29 protein-coding genes and 2 pseudogenes are annotated in these 23,779 nt (G+C 38.6%); 30 read left to right on the plus strand and 1 reads right to left on the minus strand.

Annotated elements, in window-relative coordinates:
- Nucleotides 1-180: 180 nt before the first annotated feature.
- On the minus strand, nucleotides 181-747 hold the full coding sequence (locus tag AC1VYS_RS11800; RefSeq protein WP_482914384.1) for a TraR/DksA C4-type zinc finger protein: 567 nt from the start codon (nucleotides 745-747) through the stop codon (nucleotides 181-183).
- Nucleotides 748-948: 201 nt separating this feature from the next.
- Here AC1VYS_RS11800 and AC1VYS_RS11805 point away from each other — a divergent pair, with 201 nt between their 5' ends.
- The 30 genes and pseudogenes from AC1VYS_RS11805 (at nucleotide 949) to AC1VYS_RS11950 (ending at nucleotide 23,734) form a co-directional block, all read left to right on the plus strand.
- On the plus strand, nucleotides 949-1,326 hold the full coding sequence (locus AC1VYS_RS11805) for a DivIVA domain-containing protein (protein WP_123067129.1): 378 nt from the start codon (nucleotides 949-951) through the stop codon (nucleotides 1,324-1,326).
- 42 nt (nucleotides 1,327-1,368) lie between these two features.
- Nucleotides 1,369-1,818 (plus strand): Rrf2 family transcriptional regulator, encoded by a 450-nt coding sequence (locus AC1VYS_RS11810; RefSeq protein ID WP_482914385.1) that lies wholly within the window; start codon nucleotides 1,369-1,371, stop codon nucleotides 1,816-1,818.
- A 17-nt stretch (nucleotides 1,819-1,835) separates the two neighbouring features.
- The gene (locus AC1VYS_RS11815) at nucleotides 1,836-2,333 is read left to right on the plus strand and encodes a metallophosphoesterase family protein (RefSeq protein WP_441930706.1); all 498 of its coding nucleotides are present in this window, start codon (nucleotides 1,836-1,838) and stop codon (nucleotides 2,331-2,333) included.
- A 271-nt stretch (nucleotides 2,334-2,604) separates the two neighbouring features.
- Nucleotides 2,605-3,519, plus strand: coding sequence for a sugar phosphate isomerase/epimerase family protein (locus AC1VYS_RS11820; RefSeq protein WP_482914386.1), 915 nt, complete (start codon nucleotides 2,605-2,607; stop codon nucleotides 3,517-3,519).
- Nucleotides 3,520-3,521: 2 nt separating this feature from the next.
- Nucleotides 3,522-4,694: a Gfo/Idh/MocA family protein gene (locus tag AC1VYS_RS11825; RefSeq protein ID WP_482914387.1), complete on the plus strand. Its 1,173-nt coding sequence runs from the start codon at nucleotides 3,522-3,524 to the stop codon at nucleotides 4,692-4,694.
- 110 nt (nucleotides 4,695-4,804) lie between these two features.
- On the plus strand, nucleotides 4,805-5,902 hold the full coding sequence (locus AC1VYS_RS11830; protein WP_482914388.1) for a Gfo/Idh/MocA family protein: 1,098 nt from the start codon (nucleotides 4,805-4,807) through the stop codon (nucleotides 5,900-5,902).
- A gap of 452 nt (nucleotides 5,903-6,354) precedes the next feature.
- Entirely contained in the window at nucleotides 6,355-6,600 is a 246-nt protein-coding gene (locus AC1VYS_RS11835; protein ID WP_482914389.1) for a hypothetical protein, read from the plus strand.
- Nucleotides 6,601-6,856: 256 nt separating this feature from the next.
- Nucleotides 6,857-7,522 (plus strand): annotated as a pseudogene (locus AC1VYS_RS11840) (trypsin-like peptidase domain-containing protein); the annotation flags it as partial.
- A gap of 317 nt (nucleotides 7,523-7,839) precedes the next feature.
- Nucleotides 7,840-8,160, plus strand: a complete 321-nt coding sequence (locus AC1VYS_RS11845; RefSeq protein WP_347387700.1) for a hypothetical protein — start codon at nucleotides 7,840-7,842, stop codon at nucleotides 8,158-8,160.
- A gap of 2 nt (nucleotides 8,161-8,162) precedes the next feature.
- Nucleotides 8,163-8,987, plus strand: coding sequence for a DUF2971 domain-containing protein (locus AC1VYS_RS11850; RefSeq protein WP_347387699.1), 825 nt, complete (start codon nucleotides 8,163-8,165; stop codon nucleotides 8,985-8,987).
- A 234-nt stretch (nucleotides 8,988-9,221) separates the two neighbouring features.
- Nucleotides 9,222-9,626, plus strand: a complete 405-nt coding sequence (locus AC1VYS_RS11855; protein WP_482914390.1) for a DUF4259 domain-containing protein — start codon at nucleotides 9,222-9,224, stop codon at nucleotides 9,624-9,626.
- A 194-nt stretch (nucleotides 9,627-9,820) separates the two neighbouring features.
- Nucleotides 9,821-10,825 (plus strand): hypothetical protein, encoded by a 1,005-nt coding sequence (locus AC1VYS_RS11860; RefSeq protein WP_482914391.1) that lies wholly within the window; start codon nucleotides 9,821-9,823, stop codon nucleotides 10,823-10,825.
- 144 nt (nucleotides 10,826-10,969) lie between these two features.
- On the plus strand, nucleotides 10,970-11,479 hold the full coding sequence (locus AC1VYS_RS11865; protein ID WP_482914392.1) for a hypothetical protein: 510 nt from the start codon (nucleotides 10,970-10,972) through the stop codon (nucleotides 11,477-11,479).
- 219 nt (nucleotides 11,480-11,698) lie between these two features.
- Nucleotides 11,699-12,193, plus strand: a complete 495-nt coding sequence (locus AC1VYS_RS11870) for a DinB family protein (RefSeq protein ID WP_482914393.1) — start codon at nucleotides 11,699-11,701, stop codon at nucleotides 12,191-12,193.
- 280 nt (nucleotides 12,194-12,473) lie between these two features.
- The gene (locus AC1VYS_RS11875; RefSeq protein ID WP_482914394.1) at nucleotides 12,474-12,875 is read left to right on the plus strand and encodes a GNAT family N-acetyltransferase; all 402 of its coding nucleotides are present in this window, start codon (nucleotides 12,474-12,476) and stop codon (nucleotides 12,873-12,875) included.
- A gap of 363 nt (nucleotides 12,876-13,238) precedes the next feature.
- Nucleotides 13,239-13,697 carry a DUF6557 family protein gene (locus AC1VYS_RS11880; protein WP_482913774.1) on the plus strand — a complete coding sequence of 153 codons (459 nt, stop codon included), beginning with the start codon at nucleotides 13,239-13,241 and terminating at the stop codon, nucleotides 13,695-13,697.
- A 162-nt stretch (nucleotides 13,698-13,859) separates the two neighbouring features.
- Nucleotides 13,860-14,189, plus strand: a complete 330-nt coding sequence (locus tag AC1VYS_RS11885; RefSeq protein WP_482914395.1) for a DUF3024 domain-containing protein — start codon at nucleotides 13,860-13,862, stop codon at nucleotides 14,187-14,189.
- Between the two features lie 282 nt (nucleotides 14,190-14,471).
- Complete coding sequence (comI, locus tag AC1VYS_RS11890) at nucleotides 14,472-14,564, plus strand: competence inhibitor ComI (RefSeq protein WP_007431380.1); 93 nt, start codon at nucleotides 14,472-14,474, stop codon at nucleotides 14,562-14,564.
- 454 nt (nucleotides 14,565-15,018) lie between these two features.
- Nucleotides 15,019-15,819 (plus strand): CPBP family intramembrane glutamic endopeptidase, encoded by an 801-nt coding sequence (locus AC1VYS_RS11895; protein ID WP_482914396.1) that lies wholly within the window; start codon nucleotides 15,019-15,021, stop codon nucleotides 15,817-15,819.
- 155 nt (nucleotides 15,820-15,974) lie between these two features.
- A pseudogene (locus AC1VYS_RS11900) lies at nucleotides 15,975-16,550 on the plus strand (dihydrofolate reductase family protein).
- 171 nt (nucleotides 16,551-16,721) lie between these two features.
- Nucleotides 16,722-17,048 carry a hypothetical protein gene (locus tag AC1VYS_RS11905; protein ID WP_482934512.1) on the plus strand — a complete coding sequence of 109 codons (327 nt, stop codon included), beginning with the start codon at nucleotides 16,722-16,724 and terminating at the stop codon, nucleotides 17,046-17,048.
- Nucleotides 17,049-17,378: 330 nt separating this feature from the next.
- Nucleotides 17,379-17,765 carry a hypothetical protein gene (locus AC1VYS_RS11910; RefSeq protein ID WP_482914398.1) on the plus strand — a complete coding sequence of 129 codons (387 nt, stop codon included), beginning with the start codon at nucleotides 17,379-17,381 and terminating at the stop codon, nucleotides 17,763-17,765.
- Nucleotides 17,766-18,012: 247 nt separating this feature from the next.
- Nucleotides 18,013-18,393, plus strand: a complete 381-nt coding sequence (locus AC1VYS_RS11915) for a hypothetical protein (RefSeq protein ID WP_482914399.1) — start codon at nucleotides 18,013-18,015, stop codon at nucleotides 18,391-18,393.
- Nucleotides 18,394-18,479: 86 nt separating this feature from the next.
- Nucleotides 18,480-19,139: a P-loop NTPase fold protein gene (locus AC1VYS_RS11920; protein WP_482914400.1), complete on the plus strand. Its 660-nt coding sequence runs from the start codon at nucleotides 18,480-18,482 to the stop codon at nucleotides 19,137-19,139.
- 169 nt (nucleotides 19,140-19,308) lie between these two features.
- On the plus strand, nucleotides 19,309-19,773 hold the full coding sequence (locus AC1VYS_RS11925; protein ID WP_482914401.1) for an SMI1/KNR4 family protein: 465 nt from the start codon (nucleotides 19,309-19,311) through the stop codon (nucleotides 19,771-19,773).
- A gap of 165 nt (nucleotides 19,774-19,938) precedes the next feature.
- Nucleotides 19,939-20,355, plus strand: coding sequence for a hypothetical protein (locus tag AC1VYS_RS11930; RefSeq protein WP_482934513.1), 417 nt, complete (start codon nucleotides 19,939-19,941; stop codon nucleotides 20,353-20,355).
- A gap of 195 nt (nucleotides 20,356-20,550) precedes the next feature.
- Nucleotides 20,551-21,555 (plus strand): phosphotransferase, encoded by a 1,005-nt coding sequence (locus tag AC1VYS_RS11935; protein ID WP_482914403.1) that lies wholly within the window; start codon nucleotides 20,551-20,553, stop codon nucleotides 21,553-21,555.
- 78 nt (nucleotides 21,556-21,633) lie between these two features.
- Entirely contained in the window at nucleotides 21,634-21,807 is a 174-nt protein-coding gene (locus tag AC1VYS_RS11940; RefSeq protein WP_482914404.1) for a hypothetical protein, read from the plus strand.
- A gap of 42 nt (nucleotides 21,808-21,849) precedes the next feature.
- Complete coding sequence (locus AC1VYS_RS11945; RefSeq protein WP_482914405.1) at nucleotides 21,850-22,617, plus strand: GNAT family N-acetyltransferase; 768 nt, start codon at nucleotides 21,850-21,852, stop codon at nucleotides 22,615-22,617.
- A 595-nt stretch (nucleotides 22,618-23,212) separates the two neighbouring features.
- Complete coding sequence (locus AC1VYS_RS11950; RefSeq protein WP_482914406.1) at nucleotides 23,213-23,734, plus strand: hypothetical protein; 522 nt, start codon at nucleotides 23,213-23,215, stop codon at nucleotides 23,732-23,734.
- Nucleotides 23,735-23,779: the final 45 nt, after the last annotated feature.

The following is a 23,779-nucleotide window of genomic DNA, read 5'->3' on the forward strand; positions in this document are numbered from 1 at the left end:
ATTAAAAAAAGGGCAGCAAGGATCCATAGAACATAAAAAGCCGCCAGTGGCGGCTTTTTGTTATTAAATCGTGATAGTCTGTTCTATAGTTTATAAACTAAACTCTCTGCTTGATAACCTCGGTAACACGTTTATCCCAGAAATCTGCATAGTCTGGACTAGGTCGGATTATTTGCTGCTTTACATGTTCTCATCGTAATCGTGCACATCTCGTTTGGCGGCCATCGCAGGGGAATTGGATGTACCGTACTCCTCGACAGCTTCCCATGCTTCCGCTTGGTCAAACTTGCCGGCATTACGCTGTCTCACTTCTCCGGCTCCACTTGGCGGCATCGTCATGACTTCTTCCTCAACAGGACGATCATTGCTTACGTCCCGATTTGGAGTATCATCGATGCAATAGGCGGTATAAGGTATGGCTTGCAGACGTTCAAAAGGAATGTCTTTACCACACGTGACACAAGTTCCGTATGTGCCATCTTCCATGCGTTCGAGGGCATCATTAACCTGATTAAACTCTTCGGTTAGTGTATCGTCGATTGCCAGGTCACGACTGCGTTCAAACGTTTCTGTTCCCGCATCTGCCGGGTGATTATCATAAGAGGACAGCTCGCCTGTTGAATCTTTTAACGATTCTGCTGGTGCGCCGTCCTCCATGCTGGATTCAAAGTGACGTTGCAGATCCTCACGCTGTTCCAGTAGCGCTTGCTGCAATTCTTTACGTTGCTCTTGGGTTAATGTACTCATAAGGACATGCTCCTTTCCCGCTTGAGGGGTTGTAGTGACTTCTTACCCGAAAAGCAAGTGAAGCAATCATTTTGCGCATGAGAGGGCTGTTTCGTTTTATATCTGATGAATTATGTGTTATAAAAAATAGAGAGAGAAATTGCCGTATGTTCTATTCGGACGAATCGAACCGCTGCTCGGCTATAATGGAGGGTTGTCAAGATGGATGAACATATGAAACGAAGATTGGACAAACAGAGACAATTGTTCAAACAACTGGGTGTACAGCTGGATGCTCTATCTATTCATGAGAAACAGTTTAATTATAAACTTCGTGGTTACGACCCGGATGAGGTAGATGCATACCTGGATCTGGTGATTAAGGATTACGAGCGCTTTTATGCAAATATTGCCGATTTAATGGATAAATGGCAGGAGCAGCAGCTGACCATTCGTGATCTCAAAAATTCGGTCAAACCTGTAGATGACCCGAATAAGATTGATCGCAAACAACTGGATGACATCGTGAAGCAACTGGAGTACACGGTGCGACAACTTAAAGTCAGAGCACGTCCTGAAAAGGATCTGTTTACAGAATAACGATGTTTCATGTGGGAATATATTAAATAAAGGTGGTTAACCATGAGTACTCATTTTTCGGTCAGTGTGCATTGTTTGTTGTTACTTTCTATCAGCGCGCCTGAACGAATCACGTCTGCAGAAATTGCGGGCAGTGTAAATACCAATCCTGTCGTTGTCAGACGTATACTGGGAGGGCTGAAAAAGGCTGGATTGGTCAATTCTTCACCAGGCACAAGAGGATTTTATCTGGCGATGCCAGCCAGTGAGATTACGCTGGATATGATCTATCAGGCAGCCAAGGATGAAGGGCCCCTATTCCCGATTCATGGAAGTTGCAATCCCAATTGCGAGGTGGGTATGCAAATGGATGGGCTGCTTTCGAATTTGTATCAGATCGCGGAGTCGAAGGTGGAACAGTTTTTTGCAACGATTACATTAAAAGATATGGAACGTACCTGTTCACAGCAGATGCAAGCTGCACAATTAGAGGCGAACCAAAAGCCTAACTAAGGGAAGGCGGTTGTCATATGAAAATCATAGTCATTTCCGATACGCATCTACCAAAGAAATCACGGACTTTGCCAGCACCTTTGGTTAACGCATTGTCAGGTGCCGATCTCATTCTTCATGCGGGTGACTGGTCGGACTGGAGCGTGTACGAGCTTCTAAGCCAATATGCTCCGGTGGAGGGCGTCGCTGGTAACACCGATCCTTCCGAGATTGGGGAAAAGCTTGGTTTTTCCCGTATTGTTGAGGCGGAAGGGTTACGGTTGGGAATTGTACATGGTCACCGTGGGTCAAAAGGTACGGAGCAGAACGCCATTCAGACCTTTGCTGGAGAGCAGCTAGATGCGGTGATCTATGGACATTCACATATCCCTGTGATGCATACGGTAGATGACCTGCTTGTATTTAATCCGGGTTCACCGACGGACCGGCGATTCCAGAAACGTTTTTCGTTCGGAATTATGACGGCAGAAGATGGAAAATTGCAGGCCGAGCATGTTTTTTTTGACCGGGAATAGATCGGTTTATAGGGACAAGTTGCTTGAACACCGTTTGAATATCATTCATATGAAGAGCATCTCTGATCAGAATGGATTTCTGATTTGGAGATGCTTTTTTTAGTTGGTAGCCTGATTTTGGTTAGCAGGGTTATCTCTGAATGGGGAATATGTGCGGATTGTTATCTGTCATTCATCTGTTTATGTTATGCACTATGTGAGTGTTCAAGAGAGTGATACAATGCGTTTACGACATAAAATGAATACGCTTACATAAAAGGAGGTCAAGAACATGAAGCTGTCCATATTCACCGTTGCAGTCCCTGATCTGGATGCACACGCGCTTGCTTCTGCAGCTGCAGCAGCGGGAATTGATGGTATTGAGTGGAGATATCGCGGAATACCGGAGGATGCGTTGTCTGAACAGCCTTCCTTCTGGAGAAACAATCGTTGCTCTATTGATCCGGATAAGTGGCAGGAACAGGTTCCTGATTTTCGGGAAGCAGCCTTGGCTCAAGGTAGACAGTCTATTGCTCTTGTGCCGTATCTGAATTGTGGAGACATGGCTGCAACCGAGCAAGCGTTCCAAGCTGCGTCTCAACTTGGCGCTTCCATGATGCGTGTTGGTGTCCCGGGTTATGACCGAAGTACAGCTTATCCGGAGTTATACGAGAAGGCCGTTCGTTACCTAAACGAAGTTCAGGATATGGCAAAACAGTACAACATCAAGGCAATCATTGAGACGCATCATCAAACGATTGCGCCAACGGCTTCACTAGCCTACCGTCTTGTGCAGTCTCTTGACCCGCAGCATGTCGGGGTGCTCTATGATCCAGGCAATATGGTTCATGAAGGGTATGAAAACCATCGCATGGGGCTAGAACTTCTTGGCCCGTATCTCGCCCATGTGCATGTGAAAAATGCTGGATGGTACAAGGATAATGCCGGCAACACATCTGATCGGAGCGCGCTTCCTGCGAACGGTGTTTCTGAACAAATATTGAGTACGTCATGGCAGTGCCACTGGGCTCCGCTGACGGAAGGTATGGTGGACTGGGTGCAGATGGTCCGTGATCTGAGGGCGGTTGGATATGACGGTTATTATGGCATCGAAGATTTTAGCGGAGCTTTGGATTCCAGAGCGATGTTGCAACATTTTGCCGACGTTTTTGCTGAAATTGAGCGTCGCGTACACGAGGAGGAATAAGCATGAGTATCGTTCGAGTAGCGGTCATTGGTATTGGAAATATGGGAGCGTCACATGCCAGAACGTTAGTGGCTGGAGAAGTACCGGGTGCTGAGCTGGTAGCCGTCTGTGATGTAAGAGAAGAGATGGGGAGCTGGGTAACGAGTAATCTTCCGTCCACCGTAACCTACTGGCAGGATGCGGAGCAGATGATGAGTTCTGGAACGATTGATGCTGTTATTGTGGCTACACCGCACTATGATCATCCCGAACAAGCCATCCAGGCATTCCGTCATGGCTTGCATGTGATGATTGAAAAGCCGGCGGGTGTGTATACGAAGCAGGTACGAGAGATGAATGAGGCTGCTGCGGCAAGCGGTAAAGTGTTCTCCATCATGTACAATCAGCGCACGAATCCGCTGTACATCAAGTTGCGAGACCTGATTGCCTCAGGTGAGCTTGGTGAGGTGCGGCGTACCAACTGGATTATTACGAACTGGTATCGCTCCCAGAGCTACTATGATTCCGGCGGCTGGCGTGCAACATGGGCAGGCGAAGGCGGCGGCGTGTTAATTAACCAAGACCCGCATCAGCTGGACTTGTGGCAATGGACGATTGGCATGATGCCTGTTCGTATGCGTGCCTTCTGCGCCTTCGGTAAATACCGGAACATTGAAGTGGAAGATGACGTGACCGCTTATGTGGAGTATGAAAATGGAGCAACCGGTGTGTTTGTAACCACCACGGGTGAAGCGCCAGGAACCAACCGCTTTGAGGTCAGCGGCGACCGCGGTAAAATCGTCATCGAAGACGGACAGCTCACCTTCTGGCGGTTACGTGAATCGGAGCCGGAGTTCAATCAACGTTTTAGGGGAGGATTCGGACAGCCCGAATGCTGGAAATGTGATGTGCCGATTACAGGAATAGAGACAGGTCATCCAGGGTTAATCCGCAACTGGGTTGATGCGATTCGCACAGGTGCGCCACTGATCGCTCCAGGGCAGGATGGTATTCACGGTTTAACGTTATCCAACGCGATGTTACTCTCCACATGGACGGATAACTGGGTTGATCTGCCGATCAATGAAGACTTGTTCTATGAGCACTTGCAGGAGCGGATTGCCAATTCAACTACGAAGAAAGACAAAGCGTATGCGGGTGGTCAGCCTGCCGATCTGAGCCAGACCTTTAAATGATGATGTAAATAAGTGAAACTGGAGATTTACACGGGACACTCCGATGACTTCTGAAATTCTAACTTGTTCTATATGCGTTTGAATATAACTTTTAATAAGGATGGGATAACATGGCTAAAGACGGAATGTTTTATGCACCCAAAAGTATAACAAAAGAAGTTGTGTGTGAACCGGGAGAGTTCACGATCGCAGCTGTAGCGTTAGATCACGGACATATCTATGGTATGGTTGGCGGATTGCTGGATGCTGGAGCTACGCTCAAATGGGTATATGACCCGGACCCAGTGAAGGTGGAGGCATTCCGTAAACAGTTCCCTCAGGCACAGGTAGCCACATCGGAAGCGGAAGTGCTCGCAGATGAGGAGGTTCTGCTGGTAGCAAGCGCAGCTATAACATCAGATCGTGCGCCACTCGGCATGAGAGTAATGGCGGCAGGCAAAGATTATTTTACAGACAAGGCCCCGTTCACCACGATGGAGCAATTAGACTTGGCACGTGAAGAAGTGAAGCGTACGGGCAAAAAATACATGGTGTATTACAGTGAACGCTTGCATGTGGAAAGTGCCATCTATGCGGGACAGCTTATTGAACAAGGAGCTATCGGCAAAGTAGTACAGGTCATGGGCACAGGGCCACACCGTTTGAATGCGGGCGGACGACCAGATTGGTTCTTCAACCATGAACAATACGGCGGTATTCTCTGCGACATTGGCAGTCACCAAATTGAGCAGTTCCTGACCTTTGCATCGTGCAGTGATGCACAGGTAGCCTTCAGCCGGGTCAATAACTTTAACCATCCACAGTTCCCGGAACTGGAGGATTTCGGTGAAGCTTCCCTGATCGGTGATAACGGCGCATCCGGCTACTTCCGCGTAGACTGGTTCACACCGGACGGCCTCGGCACTTGGGGCGATGGACGTACCGTGATTCTCGGCACAGACGGTTACATCGAGCTGCGCAAATACATCGATATTGCACGCGAGCCAGAAGGAGATCAGGTGTATCTGGTTAACCATGAGGGTGAGTTCAGATACAACGTCAAAGGCAAAGTCGGCTATCCATTCTTCGGTCAGCTCATCCGCGACTGTCTGGATCGTACCGAGACCGCAATGACACAGGAGCATGCATTCAAAGCAGCAGAACTCTGCTTGATCGCCCAGCATAAAGCGATGAGCGAACGCGTGGTATGGAGTGTCGGTGGCAAATAAGGTTTAGGAGTAGGGAGTAAGATTTTAGGTATGAGGCAGTAAGCTTTTAGATAAGGCAAAGCAGTCCTAGTGAAGCTGTAGGTACGCTTGTTAGTTCGTACTAACAAACGGCGCAGTGAAGGGACTGCTTTTTCTCTTTTTCGACTTCGCAGATGGAACAAATTGGGTTATATTAGATGTAGTTCGGATATGAGATTGAGATGAGAGGTATATACGAAGTTCGTGGATATGATGTTATCCGAAACCTCCATAAGTGCTTAAATTGATGATAAATATTCAAATGGATCAGACGCAAAGATGAAATTAAGCATATAAGCAAAATTTAATATGGTTTATTTTAAAAATTAAATGCAAAAATGATACAAGAATAATACCAGCTATGATTTGAACAAATGATTGATTGAGAAGAGCAGAAAAAGAATTTGAAATTCTCCAACAAAGAAGGGAAAAGAATGAGTACATACTGGAATTATCGGATCATAAAAAAAGATTGGGGAAATGATTTGATCTCCTATGAGATCTGTGAGGTTTTCTATGAGAATGATAAGCCAACCTCATGGATATGGGGAAAAAATGTACTTCATGGTGATAGTAAAGAACATTTAGAAGAGCAATTGATATTACTCAAATATGCTTTTGAAAAACCAGTTTTAGTAATAGTGGGAGATGACGAAAGACTGATTGAAGCAAAGGAATGAACAAGACATTAGAGAATAATCTCGTAAGTAAATCAAAGTTGTTGGAGGAATCGGATAACATAATATTCACGCTGCGGACATTCGTCCTTGATCCGGCATTCGCCGGACACTCGACATGCGTCGAGTCGTGAATACAGGAACGTTATGTGAAATCAATGCAATAATTTATAAAACAAAAGGAGAAAATCATTATGTTTGAACGATTAGCAAAAGCAACGCTAAAAATTAATTTGGTACAAGCAGTGGTTCAGGATTCCACTTTATCAATGATGAACTAGTGATAACAAATCATCATGTAATTGAACATCACTTGACCTCTGGTGTTGATGTACAAGCTTTGACCGAAGACGGTCAGGTCTATCGATTAGACTTATTGTCGTATTCTGATAAAGGGAATTTCGATTATGCTATTTTTAAGGTGCGTAATCAAATTTCTAAAGATAGGGTAATTCTTAAACCTAGACCTCAAGACTATGTTAATCGAGGTACTGAGATATGTTTTAGTGGGTATCCACATGGAATTAATGATTTGTTAGTTCATAAAGCATATGTTTCTGGTTTGGTAAGTCAAATAGGATTTTATATTGATGGATCAGTAAATGGTGGAAACTCAGGTGGACCAATTATTGATGTGATTGATGAAACCATTATTGGAATAGTTACGCAACGAAGATTTTCAGGTGTAAGTCAGCTCCAAGAAATTAGTGCTAGAGCAAAACAATTACAAGTGCATTGTAATTCAATTGTTGGTGGAGGTGGAGTCTCCATTATGGGAATAGATTTTGGACAATTTGCAGCGTTGATGTCTGAATCTTTCTTGATATCTAATCAAATAATTGAATTTAATGCCAATTCAGGAATTGGAATAGGGTTTCATATTAAATTCGTTTTAGAGGAATGTAACCAGCTTGAATATTGGTGAGTTTCTCGGGAAGGAATTAAGTACGCATAACAATATGTTTCAAGCTTTGGGGCATTCAGCCTTGGTCTACAGAGTAATTTCTAGGAAGATGAATCAGCATACAACCCTGCACTGGCTAAGTCCGTCGGACCCAGGACTTCGCCCCTTAAGCCAGTGAGGGTTAGTGAATACAAGAACGTTGTAGGAATTCAGCTTAAAACTGAAAAGTGAAAAATCCTATAAAATGCGAGTGATTTTTAAAAAAATTTCAAGTAGAAAAGAATTTAGAAATGAAGTATGCTTATTTAGAGCATAAGTATATAATGGAGGAATTACATATGACCACAAAAGAGAATGAAATTAAACTTAGAATTAAAGAGATAAAACAAATTATTTCTAAGTATGAAACCGTTTCCTGCATTAGTAGAGACCTTCAAGATACAGAGTTTAACATAGGTTTATACAGTGATGATCTTTATCTTGAAAGAAGTCAGAAAGATGGATTTGTTTATGTCCATGACAATGATGATGATGTAGAGAATAGAATATCAATTGAAGATCTTAAAACAATCATTCAGAATATTGCAAACCGTGAAATTAAGGATAAGTATGAACTTCAAGAATTAGAATATTTTTTGAATGAGGAAGATGATGAATAATTATGAGCAATTTAATTTATCATTACACTAGCGCTGAAGCTTTGAAAAGCATAATGTTAAACCAAACGTTCTGGATTACAAAAAGCGATTATTTAAACGACACCTCTGAACAGGTAATGATTATGGATCCACTAAAAGCGTTCTTTAAAGAGAAAAAGGTGGATAAAGATGTTCAAGGATATATAATTAATCAATTATCAGAGTATTTAAATAACTACAATCATTACATACTCTCATTTTCCAAAACAGATGATTCATTACCTCTTTGGAATTATTATTCTGAAAATGAAGGGTACAGCGTCGGGATTGATAAAGATGATTTCATTTCAAAATTGACAAATTATTTTAAAGAAAAAGATCCTGATTCCAGAGTGACAATTACGGAAGTAAAATATTTAAGTGAAAATGGAGATGAGAAAGCAGTAAGAGATGAATTACTTCCATTCATTCATTTTAATGCAGAAGATATAGAAAATAAGCGAGATAAATTTGATCAGCTTGCTTTAAAGTTAGCAAATATGTCTTATTCCATAAAGCATTCTGCATATTCTTCAGAAATGGAAGAAAGAATAGTGGTTATATGCAAAAAAGACAGCCTCATTTCTAAAAGTGAAGAATTTAGAGTATTGAGAGGTTGCTTTATTCCTTACATTATTTTCAATAAAGAAGCAAGAAGTGATCTTGAGATACCAATAAAAAAGATAAAGTTAGGCCCTTATCACACTTTAGATGCAACAGAAAAAAGCCTATTCTATCTGCTAGAAAGAAAATATTCTACATTTGATAAGAGCAACATAACTAGATCACAAATTCCATCACGTTATTAAAAGAGGCGAAGAAACTATTAAACTAGTTTCTTCGTTTCTTTATATAAAAGGGTTGCGAAGAAGTTGCTGACATCCTATAACATAATGTTCATGCAGCTGATCCTTCAGAGCCTTGGTCTGCCGATGGATTTCGAGGAGACATTTCAGCAGACAACCCCTCTGGGGTTCATGAATATAGGAACGTTATGTCCATAAGAACTTTGAAACATAATGAGACTTTTTGGAGGTTAATTGATGGGAGCATGGGGAACTGGAATTTTCGAGAACGATGATGTATTAGATTGGAAGGCAGATTTACTTGATTCTGATGACATCGAATTAATTGAAGAGACGATTGAAGAAGTATTAGAGAAAGATTATATTGAGTCAGATTTAGCTTCCAATGCTTTAGGCGCAATTGAGATCCTTGTAGCATTACAAGGTAATCCTGGGAAAGAAATTTTGAATAATCAAAGTAATACAAAGGATCTATATGACTGGATCGATAAACATAAAGGTAAAGGAAAAAAACTCATTTCAAAAGCTAAACGAGCAGTTAAGAAAATTAAGAAAGATTCAGAACTAAAAGAGCTATGGGAAGAATCAGAAGAATACCCAATCTGGTTAAATACAATAAATGACTTAGAAAATCGATTGTAAAGAAATGGATAGCTTTTCGAGAAGAGGGAACTTCACATAACAAAATATTCAAGCTGGGGCTCCGTTGGAGCCTTGGTCTGCTAGAAGGATTCCGATGAGGCAATTTCGGCAGACAACCCCTTTGGGGTTCATGAATAAAGGAACGTTATAGGAAATCAGCGCAAAATAATATTGAACAGACATGAGGTGTTTCTATGGAAGATATTATTATTAGAAGTCCTTACTTAAGTGCCTTATCAGATAAAGTAAAGAATTTACTCATCAAGCTGAGCAAAGAATCAATTAGGTTTTCTTCTTGGTTTTCAAGTAATCAAACTAAAATATTAAGTAAGATTCGAGGAGCAAAATCTGAAGAAGATCTTTACGATGTGTTAACAGAACTACGATGTGCTTCTTTCTTGTTGACGCTTGATGAAGTAACTGACCTACAATATGAACCGTTACACCAGGTGCAACAATCTCCAGATTTTAAAGTTATTACGAAAACAGACGGCGAAGTTTACTTTGAAGTAAGAAGAATTAGAAAGAATCTATCACAGTTTAAAAGAGATGAATTCACTGAATTGTTTTGGATAAAAGCTAAACAGAATATTCATAGGAATTTTGGTTTGTCTCTCAACATAAGTGCAATAGAAGAAGCAGAAATTTTTGAACAATTAATACAAAAAATAGACGAAATTATAGGCAATATTGATTCTATACTTTCTAAGTTGCCAGAAGATATAGGAGCGCCAATCGAGTTGACACTAGATGAATTTGCAGATGGATTAGAAATCTATATATCAAGTATTCCAGAAGAAAGAAGAATTCATAATGAGATTAGGAAATATGGAGGACTATTCAGAACTCCATACTCGGGAAATGAAGATAGAAAATTTGGAGATATAATCTTTGAGAAGACACGGCAGTTACTTGAAGGCGAAAAGAATATAATATTTATTTATGCTGACAATGAAACTCATGAAGTTTACGACATGATGGACTCTATTCATTTAATTAACCAATTGTTAAGAGAAACCAATGAAGAAGTTATTCAGAAAAAGGGCTATATTTCAGGAGAAGACTTCCTCGTTAAATCTCAAAGAATCAGCGGAATATTCTTGTTAACAAGTAGACAAGAAAGACATTATTGGAATAATAAAAACTCGTTGCGAGTGATAGATTCTAAATTAATCGATGAATTAGAAGGTATCTCATAGAAGGTGGAACGTCATATAACATAATATTCACGCTGCGGACATACGTCCTGGGTCCGGCATATGCCGGACACTCAGCATACGCTGAGTCGTGAATACAGGAACGTTAGGTGAAATTCGTTGAAGATAATATTGGGGGAAGCGAAGATGGAAAATACAAAAAAAAATAAACCTGACAAATCTCAAAAAGAAAAAATCCAGAGCGGAATAGCTTTGGCTTTAACTTTTCTGATCTGTTCACTAGTTTTATATTCATTTCCTTCGTACTTCAAGTTTGAGATAATCACGTTAACTGTAAGTATCTTATTTGCAATTATTGGAGTTATAGGGTTAGGGACTGAATTAAATAGATTAAGTTCAAACCCAAAAGGTATAGGATTTGACAATCTGGGCGTTGGAGCAGGAATATTTGCGATTTGGATTTTTTTATTCTACTACTATAGTGTTTGGTGGGTAAATCTGTTGATTTTTCCTGTATTAATATTTGGAGTTTATGGAACTATATTAGGTTTAGTGAATGTTGTATTTTTTCTCTTCACCAATGCAAATGAATCAATGAAAGTAAAACTATATGTAAAGCTCCCTGTAGTTATAGCGCAATTAGCTGGTTTTGCATTGGCAATAATGCAGATATTACAAATATTAAAGATTCTTTAGTAGTATAGGCTTCGAAGAACGAACTTCACCTAACATAATATCCACGCTTCGGATTCTGACGGCTCCACGGTTCGCCCGAGGTGGATTAGCAGGGGAGTGGAATCAGACGGACACATCCGCACCGACTAACTGCGCAAGCGCAGTTAGTCGGTGGGACGTCGTGAATACAGGAACGTTAGGCGACATCACTATTAAGAGGATAAAGACAGGAGTGGAACCATGGATATTTATAACTTAATATTTATTCAGTTAGTAAGAAAATTTGAGGAGATTAGAGACACCATGAAGAAGGGAATAGATCAATTAGATGATAATGAAGTAAATTATCGACCTAATTATGAGAGTAATACAATAGCAAATTTGGTTGTTCATATGGAAGGGAATATAAATCAAAGGATTGGAACAGGCATACATGGATATCAAGATGAGAGATCTAGGGATAATGAATTTAGCAGAAAATTGTATGTTTCAAAGGAAGAGTTATTAAATAGAATTGATAACTCGTTTAAGTTGTTGATTGAAAGCATAAAAGAATTGCAAAACGAAGATCTATTAAGAGAAATAGAAGTGCGAGGAAAACCCAAAACAATTTATGAGGTTTTACAACAGTGTGCAACTCATTATTCCGAACACCTTGGTCAAATTCTTTATTTAGCGAAGGTGTGTTTAGGATCATCATATAAAACAACCTCAATTTATAAGAAGACATTTTAATATAAAAAATTGAGAAACTGAAAGTAGTGTAGAAAGCGCATTCGAAGATGCTAGCAACATCGCCTAACATGATATTCACGCATCGGGCCATCCGGTCCTCGGACCAGCAGAGGTATTTCGGGGAAGCGAGAGCAGCCGGACAACCCTGCACTGGCTAAGTCTATCGACCCGGGCTGGCGCCCTTAAGCCAGTGAGGGTTCGTGAATACAAGAACGTTATGTGCAAACCCTGAAGAGCAAATAAGAGTATAAAGAGACATGATCTTTTGGAGGGATATATTTTGGAAATAGACTTAATCAGATCTGGATTAGATCAAGCATCATTAATACATGAAATGCAAGTCAAAGCATTTATTCCATTGTTAGAGAAATATAAAGACTATGAAACAAGTCCGGCCAATGAAACTGTCGATAGGATTATTAGTAGAATGAATCAATCTTTTACTGATTACTATCTCATAAGAAATTTAGACCTTTATGTAGGCGCTATCAGAATAGTTAGAAAAGAAGATTTTGTTTATCGGGTTAGCCCTATTTTTATTTTGCCTGAGTATCAAGGCAGAGGAATAGCGCAAAAAGTATTTACTGAGATTGAACTGATGCATAAGGATGCCAGAAAGTGGGAACTTGATACCATATTAGAGGAACATGGTAACTGCTATCTCTATGAAAAATTAGGATAAGGAGAGCTAAAAAAAATTAACGACAAGATGACAATCGTATATTATGAAAAGTACTTAAACCAGAACTAACCAGAACTTCATGTATGTCCAATGATATCCAAATTATAATGTGACATAAGAGACTTGTGGGTAAAATCATAGAAGTCAGGGACAGTACTTAACATCATATCCATGCATCGGGCCTGACGGCCCTCGGTCCGCGAGAAGCGAACGGCAGAGAAGTAAATTCAGCGGGCACATCCGCACCGACTAACCGCATCGCGGCCGGCTGCTGGCGCAGCCTTAAGTCGGTGGGATGTCGTGGATACAGGAACGTTATCGAAAACCATTGCAAAGAGCTAGAAAATCAAGGAGTTAATGCTCATGACTACTTTTAAAGATTTATTACATAAAGTTGAATTTGATGAAGTGTGGGATCGATATATTTCTTATTATCCTGATTATATTGACCAAAAGAATTATTTAAGATCAATATTTAATGATTTGTTATTAAAAGATACAAGTACCAACGAAGAGAATATGATCATATATATCGATAAACAAGAATCAGAAGATTTTTCTGAATATTCATTTAATGATGAGGTAGAGATTGAAGAATATCGAGTTCATGGAAAGAATAATTCTACAGAGTGGTTAGGTTACTGGGATTTATCAGCTTCCAGGTGGGATGAATGGCTTGGATATTTTATTGACATGAAAGTATTAAATAGATTTAGAAATGAACAAATAGTAGCGTTATGTCTATATGAAATGACTTGGTTTGGATATTCAGAAGTAGATATTGCAAATAAATTGAACAACCTAGGAAATGAAGAAGAATAATTTATCGGGGAAGCTGGAGCAACCGGACAACCCTGCACTGGCTAAGTCCGTCGGACCCGGGGCGAGCGCCCTTACCAGTGAGGGTTGTGAATACAACAACGTTATGAGAAATCATCGTGATATAATCAAGGCAAAAGAGAATAAGGCAGGTGAGACTAATTCATGGATGATTTTACGAAGAAGCGGATTATGAAGATTATGGACAAGTACACCGAAAATGCAGTACCGGAACATGTGAAAAGCCAAATTAAAATTAGTTACAAAATCAGAGGAAATCACGTGACATTAATCGAAGAAAGACAAGGATTCAAAAGTGATCAATGGGTGCAGATGCCAGTAGCTCAGTTTAGATTAGGTGACAATGAATGGAAAATATATTGGCAAGACAGTAAAGGAAAATGGCATTTCATAGATGACATAGAACCGAGTGAAGATTTTGAAACACAGTTAAAGATCGTAGATGAAGGACACAACGGAATGTTTTGGGGATAGTTTGCAGAAGCCAATGACATCTCATAACATAGTATTCAAGCTTCGACTCCATCGGAGCCTGGGTCTGCGGGAGGGTTTCGAGGAGGAATTTCAGCATACAAGCCCCTCGGGGTTCATGAATACAACAACGTTATATGATAGAAATGATAAGCTAAAAATAGAATATAGGAATAATACAAGAAAGTAGATAAGAACACTTGTACGGAGATGTAAACACAGGTAAAATATAGATACAATTGAATCTTGGGTGGGCATGGTTTCCCTTCGAAAGGAGGTGAGACCATGGAAGTGAAAGATGCGATGACTCTGATGTTATTATTTGGAACATTTATTCTTGCACTCTTAACGTACATCAATAACAACAAGAGAAAGTAAAAACCCACCCAAAGGTTGACCGCCGAAGGTGGGTTTTTATTACCTGAGACTTAGAAGGAAATAGACCATCCAAGCCAATTGTACTGACCAAGTGTTCGCCTCACTTGGTCTTTATTTAAGAATATGATAACACATCGAAAAAGATGAATCAAAACAAAAAAAGCTATGAAAAGAGCAGGTTAGTAAGCAATCTCCAGGTTGAGTTTGAAGCTCCCCATTACGCAGAACCACAAAGTAGTAATTATGATGTGTCAGATCTTAAAGTCAAGTTGAGTGGAACAAGTTGGAATTATCTAGTGGATGAATAGGGGCCGAAAAGCATTTGGAAGAAACAATGGCCAGAGAAGTTAAAGCAAATTGAGTTTTGATATTAAACACAATAGTTTATATTCCATACACATCTCCTGACGGAAATGGATCTCATAGAGGAGAGTCAATGCGAGGTGAAGACATCGTGACAGATAGAAAAATCATAGTACAATTTACAATGCTGACATTTTTAATTGCTTATCTTTTTTCAGGTGCTTTAATCGCTCTTGGGCAATTTGGTTATTCGGTTCACAATTGGGTTCACTCGTTACAGCAATTCGGAATGAACACCCCTTTTGCAATCTATATTTTGTCGCCTGCTATTGCTTCGTATATTGTTCTGAAACAAAATAACAAAATAGCAGATTTTAAGGAATGGTTAAAAACTGTTTTTTACGCCAAAAATAACATATCTCTCTATTTGTTCGTGTTTGCAGGGCTTGCAATGTATTTTTTGATACATATTGCAGTTTCAGATCGCACGGGAATGGTGCTTCCGTTTTATACGTTTTTCCTTTCCCTGCCTGGTGGTCTTATTATCGGTGGCTTGGAGGAAGCTGGCTGGTCGTACATATTGCAACCTAGGATTGACAAAAAGTACGGCTTTATTTTGTCTTCTGTTATTATTGGAGTAATATGGTGCTTATGGCATATCCCTCTCTTCTTCATTCCGGGGACGAATCACGGAGAGGGGCTCATTAACTTTTGGATGTTTGCGGTTCAACTCCTTGCGTTTCGGTTTTTCTACGGGGCAATCTACAAAATATCTGGAAAAGGCCGTGTGTTTATGTGCGTATTATTCCACACCATGTTCAATGCGTCATCCCCCATCTTTGGCACCATGACGATGACTTGGACGGGAACAATTGTCGCAAATGCTGTGATTGTCCTTGTTTCAATTGTAACCGTTATGATATATGACAAAAAGAGCAGGCGAATAGTATAATCACTTTCTTCATTAGGCTTTAGTCCATCAATGTGAAACTTGCAGAATTTAATAGAGTTTTTTTGTGGATGAGTAGAATATTCCATCAGCAATTTATAAGAAACACCCCCCAGGTTGATGTATAATGATGAAATCCCTCATGAACAAAGGAGAAAATGAGAAAACTCGTTTTATTTCTGCACGCTTCGCTTGACGGTTTTGTAGAAGGGCCGAATGGTGGAATGGACATTGGCTGAGTTTCATATGATGCTGATTTTGAGAAGCACGGGAAAGAAATTCTGAGTACGGCAGACACTGTCATTTGGGGGCGGGGGACTTATCAGATGATGCACAGTTACTGGCCATCTATGCCTACTAATCCATCTGTTTCGCAACATGAACGGGATCATGCCGAGTGGATCGAAAAGACAGCAAAAATCGTTTTTTTCACCACGCTGGAGAAAGTCGAATGGAACAATTCAAGACTGGTGAAAGAAGATGTCGAGGAAGAGATCAAGAACCTCAAACAGCAGCCAGGCAAGGACATGGTCATCCTCGGTAGTCCTAGGTTCGCAAATCACCTTATGCAGCTTGATTTAATTAATGAGTATAAAATTACGGTTTCTCCCGTTCTGATCGGTAAGGGATTGCCGTTATTCCAAGGTATCAAGGAGAGGATCAAACTTAAACTGATTGAAAACAAGACCTTTGATTCTGGAGCCACAGGTCTTGCTTACCAGACGATAAGATAACCGTACCACCTAAGTAGATTACGCTAACCAGTAAAGATAGGATAGAACAGAAGTTATAATTCAGACTCGAAATAAAAAGATTGAGGAGTCGCTGGAACTACCAGACGGCAGATTGGAACTCTACGAATCCATAGTAGATGGACTGAAAGAGAAGTTTATGAAGAAACAGGTTTGACCGTTATATCGATAGAAGGCAGTCAAAAGCGAATAGATACATGTGGGATCAACCCGGATTTTGAAGTTGAATGTTTGGAGCCGTATTGTGTATATCAAACGATTAAAGGGCCAGTGGATTCGATTGGCATGTATTTTATATGTAAGGTGGAAGGGAAGCTCTTGGAAACAGGAGACGAAACCGCAAATATCGGATGGAGAAAGGTTGATGAAGTCTATGAAAGGATGATCGATGATCCAAGACAGTTTTCAGATGTTGATCGAGAAGGGTTAATGTATTATTGGAAATATATAGATTTGGAAAAGAAATTGAAGAAATCGTAAGATCAAATTATGATCTATTTCGAGTAGTTTTATGGATATTCTAACAAAACCATTGAATCTATAAGAGCTTGGTGATTCAGCGTTATTTTGGTTATTGCGAAAAATTAATTTTTGCAAGACTATGATATTAAAGTCCTCAGGTGAGTACGGTTTGCTGTGGGACTGAGTAACCGAGGAATCCTCCCTTTTCCACCAATTTTCTCTTCGCAAATATCACACGGGGTATGCTGTATATCCGAGGTGCATAAATTAGATGTTAGCTGAAATTGACTTAGATTAAAGATCAGTTGAAAGCCTAATTTCGAATCACACTGAGTAGGAGTAGATTATATGTGGATACCATATGAAACAATAAGAAACCATCCTCAGGATTTTAATATTAAATACAAATTTTACAGTACTGAAGAAGGAGGAAGAAGGTTATTACCTAGACAAGGCTATAGATGTGATTTTTCGTATGCAGGTGATGATATCAAAGAAATTGGAATATTTGCAATTCATCCTGAGTTTGAGGATGAAGAAGGAAATATTATTTTAGACAATGATAGACCAATTAATAATTCTGGTACAGCTAGAATGTGGATCTTATTTGAGGAAATGAGAGAAAGAGTTCATAAACATAGAATTAAAGTTGGAACTAAAGGATATTTCATGGAAGGTTCGAGAAGAGTGGGTGAAGTAGAAGTAACGAAGATCGTTGGTTTATTTACTAATTAAGGGCACTGAAAGTAACTCGAGGAAGAAGTCGACATTAGCTAACACGTATTCAAGCTGCGAGGCTACGCCCCTTGGTCTGCCTGAGGAATTTCGGGGAAGTTGATACAGGCAGGCAACTCCTGCGAGGCTAAGTCTTCGACCCAGTCGCTAATGCTCCTTTAAGCCACTCGGGTTCGTGAATACAACAAAGTTAGCTGAAATATCCTAACAGTATATAACAACATATAATTATAAAGAGCGGTGATTTATGAAATCTTCTCCTCATTTAAAGTTAGTTTCTCTACTTCCTGATCTTGCAAATGACATGATTGAAAAAATTGAAAAAGAAAAAAGATTGGATTTGTTAGAACAAGTACAAGGACTTCGTATTATCAGTTTGTGCGAATGTGGAGACCCTAGTTGTGGGTCTTTCTATACTGTTGAACCTTCAGTAACAGAAAATGGACAATTAAGCCATGAAGGACTTTCAACAAAATCAGGACTAATTGAAGTCTTTAATGGAGAGATTGGATTTATCGAAATAGTACCTTCCGAAATCGGGAAAGAAGTTAGAAAGAAAATAAGTGAAGCATTAATAAGAGAAAAACATGAGAAAGCAAAGAGAAGTCGATTACATCATCTAACATAATATTCACGTTGCAGACACTCAGCATACGCTGATTCGTGAATACAATAACGTTAGGTGAAATTATCAGAAAGAAGGAAAAATATATAATGAGTCATAAACTAATCATAGTAGACGGAATACCGGGATCTGGGAAGTCAACGCTTTCGGAAATGATATCTAAAGAGTTGGATAAGCAAGAAATAAACAATATTTTTTATCATGAATTAACTGAAAATCACCCACTTTTTATATGGGAGCGTAAATTTACGACCTTAAAAGATAAAGAGGAAGCAGAGTATTATTTTAATCGAGTAGTTGAATTGTTTAATAGTTTTGTAGAATCTCATAAAAATAAATCGGAAGTTATTATAATCGAAAGTGTATTATTTCAAGATACATTAAGTTTTGCATATAACAGGGGAATGGACAGGCTAAAGATTGAAGAACTATTTAGCAAATTAGTAGATATATTAAGAAACATGAATCCTATTCTCATTTATATCTATCAATTAAATGTTAGAAGAAATTGGAAAAAAATTGGTAAGATAAGAGGTGTAGAATGGATAGCTTCTTTACATACTCAAGAAGGATTAGATGAAGCTGAAAGAGATTGGAAACCGAATCAAGAATTTATGAAATCATTGATTGAAGAATGGGAAATACCCAAATTAATTATTGAAAACAAAGATTATTTATGGGAGGAATATAATGAAAGAACTAAAGGATTTTTGAGAGCTAATTCAATGTTGTCTGATAAAATAATCTAACATCACATTCCTATTGCGGGGCATTCGACCTAGGTCGCTAGAGGCGCTTCTAGGAAGAGGTTCAAGTGACACATTAATTTTCCTAAGATAAGAGCGATCTAAGGGAATTAACTACAGGAGTGCAGCAACGTTATGTGAAACTCCAGAATGAGTATTTAGAGGTGAAAGCATGAAACAAGAGGATATAAGAATACTATTAATGAAAAAGAAACTAATTAACACTCCTCTCGTTGGTTGTACTGAAGAAGAGATAATGAAATTAGAGGATAAGATTGGTTATACGCTACCGGGAATGTACAAAGAATTTTTGTTTGCGGTTGGACACGAATCAGGCAGATTATTTCAAGGAACAGCTGTTCATTATATGAACCTTATTGAAATTCAAGGATGGGCAAAAGAATTATTAGAAGAGAATAATAACCCTATTACTTTACCAAATACTTCATTTGTCTTTTCAATGCACCAAGGGTATGAAATTAGATTTTTTGATGTCAATATGGGCGAGAACCCACCTGTATTTCTTTGGTACGAAGGAATGGAGAACCCAGCATCAGCTATTAAGTTATTTGATACATTCGAGGAATTCTTGTTACAAGAGATTGAAGATCATTCAAGTGTAAGTTGGAGGGATTAATAGAGTAGTATAATTCGAAGAGGTCTGGAGCATCACATAATAATATATCCACGTTACGGACATACGTACTTGGTCCGGCATTCGCCGGACACTCAGCATATGCTGAATCGTGAATACAGGAACGTTAGATGAAAAAATGAAAGATAAGTAAATCCATTTTTCAAAATGAGAGAGGTTATTTATATGGGAGTAGCCTATACATTGGATTGCAGACAGTGCTCTTATAATCATAAAGCTTTTTTGGGAATTGGTTTTAATTATATAAATTTGAAGACTATTTTGGAGTGGTATGAACAAGAAGAAGGGCGACAACAAATCATAAAATATATGAATGAAGAAGATGTACATTTTGAATGTTATGACGGACTTTACGTTTGCGAGCAATGTGGATATTTACTGAATCGTACATTTCTACATTTAATCTCAAAAGATTATTCTTATATAAATAGTTATGACTGTCCGCGTTGTCATGTACAAATGCCTCAAAAACCAATGCTAGATGAAATAGAAGGAAATTCTTTGAGATGCCCTGACTGTGAGGAAGAAAAATTAGAAATACAATTATACATGGACTGGGATTAAATAACTTTATGTCAATTATGAAATTGCTTAGTGAAATTTGAGAGCGCCTCTATGAAAACGCATCCAACATCTAACATAATATTTAAGCTACGGGCATACGCGCTTGGACCGGTATTCGCCGGCCATCTAGCGTACGCTGGTGTCGTGAATACAACAATGTTATACGATATATGACAAAGAAAGTGGGAAACCATATTGGAACATTTAATCGAAGAACTGATTACATATTATTTTAATGAGACAGTTGAGAACATTGAATCAGTGCCATTTGGTCTTACTAATTACTCTCAAGTATTAACCGTTAACAATAAGAAATATGTTGCAAGAATATATGACAACCACTCAAAAAACCTAGAGAAATTAAAATTCGAAATTGAATTAACGACATTCCTTGAACAACATATTAATCTATCATTTAAGCTTCCTGGTTTTTTAATTGCCAAGACAGGGGGAAGATTTGTCGAGCTATCAAATGGTCAATTTGGTTCAGTTATGCGTTTTATTGAAGGGGAAGTTCCTAACCTAACACGGGTATCAGATGTTAAGGAATATGGAAAAACCGTTGGAGAACTATCGGTTGCATTCAAGAAATTTAAATGTGACTTATTAATGCAAGAATTTAAGTTTTCAAAAATATACAATCTTCATCCATTATCTAACGAAAGATCTGTAAACCGTTTTTTTGATCAGCCACCTTTTGAGATTGAAAGTAATCAATTATCTATATTACGACATACATTACAAACTGTTCAAAGAAATGAATCCATTGTAGACGATTTACCAAAGCAAATTGTTCATCATGATATATTAATTTTTAATTTGCTTATTGATAACCAGACAAGAAAGATGAATGGGGTATTAGATTTTGACTTTGCTTCATATGATGTTCGTGCGTTAGAATTAGCTATTTGTATGAACCACCTTCTTCAATTTGACGATAGTTCACTTTTAAATCTAGAATTATTTTTGGATGAGTATTCTCAACATATGACATTAACAGATGAAGAAATTAAAAGGATTCCCTTTTTGATGCAAATGTACTATGTATCATTGATATGTATTTACATAGGTCAATATTATTCAGGACGGGAGATAGAAGAATACTTTCGATTCATACTTAATCAATTGGTTATTAGAAAGCAATGGTTAGAACAGAATGAATATGAATTTATTGAAACGTTAAGATCAAGGCTTAACTGATTTTGGATTGTAACATTAAGAGAAAAGAATAGAAAAACCGGAGAATGGTTGAATGGGGGGTATTTCTGGTCTAGTGATATGGTTCTAATTGATATTGGAAGTAAAAAAAGGATCTATGAAGTAATAAATTTCTTAATTGAAACAGATGAATTTGAAACTGTGTTTACTAGGTATCCTGATGTTGAATTAATGGACGAAGAATATTACCCAGAAGGATTCTCTGCAGACAACTCCGTTGGGGTTCTTAAATAATACAGGAACATTATAAGAAATAGCCGCGAGGGGGAATAAATGGTGTTAGAATTAGCGAAGAATGAGCTCGAGACTGTTCGCTTTTTATGCAGCGATAGAAGTAATACAGTTCTTTTGGCAAATATAGAAGGAAATATAGGAAGGACATGGATTGACAGTAAGAAGAAGCCCATGTACTCCGTAATTATTGCAGGAGATTTCGCATTCTTACTTGGAAGTGTCGAAGCTTTGAAAGAAGTAGATGTTCCATTGCGGTATGTTCTTGAAGAATGCAGGGGGAAAATCATAATTACGAATGAATTTTCTTGGATATCCCTTTTATCTCAACATTACTCAGATTCATTCCAAAAGTTTAACCGGTATTCCTTTAAGAAAGAACCGACTTTCCAAGTAGAACAGTTAGAAGAGAACATAAAAATGATAGATACTGCTTTCAAAATCGTATCCATAGATGAACACATTTACCCAATGGTATTGCGAGATCCCTTTATGGCAGATTGTTGTTGTTTCTTCTCTTCTTTAGAAGAATTTATGCAGCATGGAATTGGATTTGTTATCCTCAAGGATAATCAGATTATTGCCGGTGCTTCTTCTTATACTTATCATGAAGGGTGTATTGAGGTTACAATTGGGACAAATCCCATGTACAGGCGCCAAGGTTTGGCACTTGCTTGCGCATCAAGATTGATTCTTGAGTGCCTGAGCCGAAATATCCACCCAAACTGGGACGCAGCCAATATAGAGTCCGTTGCTCTTGCAGAAAAATTAGGTTACAAAATGGAAAAAGAATACGAAGTGTACTCTATATAAGCAGTCACTTCTCCCCTTTAAGCCTTTCGAGTTCGTAGATACAGTAACGTTATATCAATCACAGCAAAGATATTATAGTGCTATTGAAGGAGGATATATGAATACAGAACTTAGAAATACAATTAAGGGTACCATTGATCGATTCGTATCGCCTAATGCTAAAATATGGAGTATAAATAGTCACGATCTTGCTTATGGCACCTCAGCCGTATAACTTAAAAAACATGAAATATTACTTAGAGATGATACTCACGACTGGACTATTAATCTTATTTCAAAGAAAGCTTCACTCATTGAAAGGCAGTGAAAGCAGTGACAACATATAACAGAATATTCACGCTGAGGACATACGTCCTTGATCCGGCAATCGTCGGAACCAAGCATGAGCTGAGTCGTGAATACGGGAATGTTATCTGAAAGATACTTAAAGCTTGAGAATAATTATAGAACACAATAAACAGCATTATTTTTGAAGGAAGCAACATCAATTGAAAAAGAAACGATTGGAAGAAATACTTAGACATAGAGACATAGAGACATAGAGACATAGAGACATAGAGACATAGAGACATAATTATAGAGGTTGTGATAGAAGTTGAATTATTTGGAATTTCTGAGATCGAATTATGAACTCATTCAGAATAATATTGAGGATTTATTAGAGAAGTATAGATCTCAGTCAGTTGGAAGTGGATACATCGATATTATTACGAACTTTGATTTAATTGAAAACCTAATACTTGAGCTTTCGGATATTGGTATTGCTGTTAATGGTGTTACTTGGTGGTGCCTTTGTTCAGAAGATAATATGAAACAATATAGTTGCCCTCATGGAATGGGAGGACCCAAGAGTGATTACTATGAGGGATGGTATAGCGAAATGGGCGTTGATTATGAAAGCTTTGATATTCCACAAAATACTTATGACCAATTAGAAAACGGTCAGATTACTTCAGAAGAAATCAAATTACTAAATGAAAATGTCAAAACCTATATTTTTGAATTCACCAAAGATGAACTCTTCAGCAAATGCTTTGCTCCAGCAATATGGCTACACGTTCCAAGTGAGTGGGAACGAATCAGTTACATGAAGTACGAAAAGAAGAGTAAGGGATAAAGAATGAATGTTAGTTATTCAAAGAAGTCGCTGACATTCGATGAC

This window comes from Paenibacillus sp. G34, from assembly GCF_056856875.1.

Excerpts from the sequence above, each read along its gene's own strand:
- AC1VYS_RS11910 (WP_482914398.1), top strand. The coding sequence starts at position 17,379 with ATGTGGATACCATATGAAACAATAAGAAACCATCCTCAGGATTTTAAT.
- AC1VYS_RS11845 (WP_347387700.1), top strand. The coding sequence starts at position 7,840 with ATGACCACAAAAGAGAATGAAATTAAACTTAGAATTAAAGAGATAAAA.
- AC1VYS_RS11870 (WP_482914393.1), top strand. The coding sequence starts at position 11,699 with ATGGATATTTATAACTTAATATTTATTCAGTTAGTAAGAAAATTTGAG.
- AC1VYS_RS11885 (WP_482914395.1), top strand. The coding sequence starts at position 13,860 with ATGGATGATTTTACGAAGAAGCGGATTATGAAGATTATGGACAAGTAC.
- AC1VYS_RS11925 (WP_482914401.1), top strand. The coding sequence starts at position 19,309 with ATGAAACAAGAGGATATAAGAATACTATTAATGAAAAAGAAACTAATT.
- AC1VYS_RS11830 (WP_482914388.1), top strand. The coding sequence starts at position 4,805 with ATGGCTAAAGACGGAATGTTTTATGCACCCAAAAGTATAACAAAAGAA.
- AC1VYS_RS11940 (WP_482914404.1), top strand. The coding sequence starts at position 21,634 with ATGGTTCTAATTGATATTGGAAGTAAAAAAAGGATCTATGAAGTAATA.
- AC1VYS_RS11865 (WP_482914392.1), top strand. The coding sequence starts at position 10,970 with ATGGAAAATACAAAAAAAAATAAACCTGACAAATCTCAAAAAGAAAAA.
- AC1VYS_RS11800 (WP_482914384.1), bottom strand. The coding sequence starts at position 747 with ATGAGTACATTAACCCAAGAGCAACGTAAAGAATTGCAGCAAGCGCTA.
- AC1VYS_RS11880 (WP_482913774.1), top strand. The coding sequence starts at position 13,239 with ATGACTACTTTTAAAGATTTATTACATAAAGTTGAATTTGATGAAGTG.
- AC1VYS_RS11825 (WP_482914387.1), top strand. The coding sequence starts at position 3,522 with ATGAGTATCGTTCGAGTAGCGGTCATTGGTATTGGAAATATGGGAGCG.
- AC1VYS_RS11930 (WP_482934513.1), top strand. The coding sequence starts at position 19,939 with ATGAGAGAGGTTATTTATATGGGAGTAGCCTATACATTGGATTGCAGA.
- AC1VYS_RS11850 (WP_347387699.1), top strand. The coding sequence starts at position 8,163 with ATGAGCAATTTAATTTATCATTACACTAGCGCTGAAGCTTTGAAAAGC.
- AC1VYS_RS11920 (WP_482914400.1), top strand. The coding sequence starts at position 18,480 with ATGAGTCATAAACTAATCATAGTAGACGGAATACCGGGATCTGGGAAG.
- AC1VYS_RS11815 (WP_441930706.1), top strand. The coding sequence starts at position 1,836 with ATGAAAATCATAGTCATTTCCGATACGCATCTACCAAAGAAATCACGG.
- AC1VYS_RS11860 (WP_482914391.1), top strand. The coding sequence starts at position 9,821 with ATGGAAGATATTATTATTAGAAGTCCTTACTTAAGTGCCTTATCAGAT.
- AC1VYS_RS11810 (WP_482914385.1), top strand. The coding sequence starts at position 1,369 with ATGAGTACTCATTTTTCGGTCAGTGTGCATTGTTTGTTGTTACTTTCT.
- AC1VYS_RS11915 (WP_482914399.1), top strand. The coding sequence starts at position 18,013 with ATGAAATCTTCTCCTCATTTAAAGTTAGTTTCTCTACTTCCTGATCTT.
- AC1VYS_RS11805 (WP_123067129.1), top strand. The coding sequence starts at position 949 with ATGGATGAACATATGAAACGAAGATTGGACAAACAGAGACAATTGTTC.
- AC1VYS_RS11820 (WP_482914386.1), top strand. The coding sequence starts at position 2,605 with ATGAAGCTGTCCATATTCACCGTTGCAGTCCCTGATCTGGATGCACAC.
- AC1VYS_RS11855 (WP_482914390.1), top strand. The coding sequence starts at position 9,222 with ATGGGAGCATGGGGAACTGGAATTTTCGAGAACGATGATGTATTAGAT.
- comI (WP_007431380.1), top strand. The coding sequence starts at position 14,472 with ATGGAAGTGAAAGATGCGATGACTCTGATGTTATTATTTGGAACATTT.
- AC1VYS_RS11835 (WP_482914389.1), top strand. The coding sequence starts at position 6,355 with ATGAGTACATACTGGAATTATCGGATCATAAAAAAAGATTGGGGAAAT.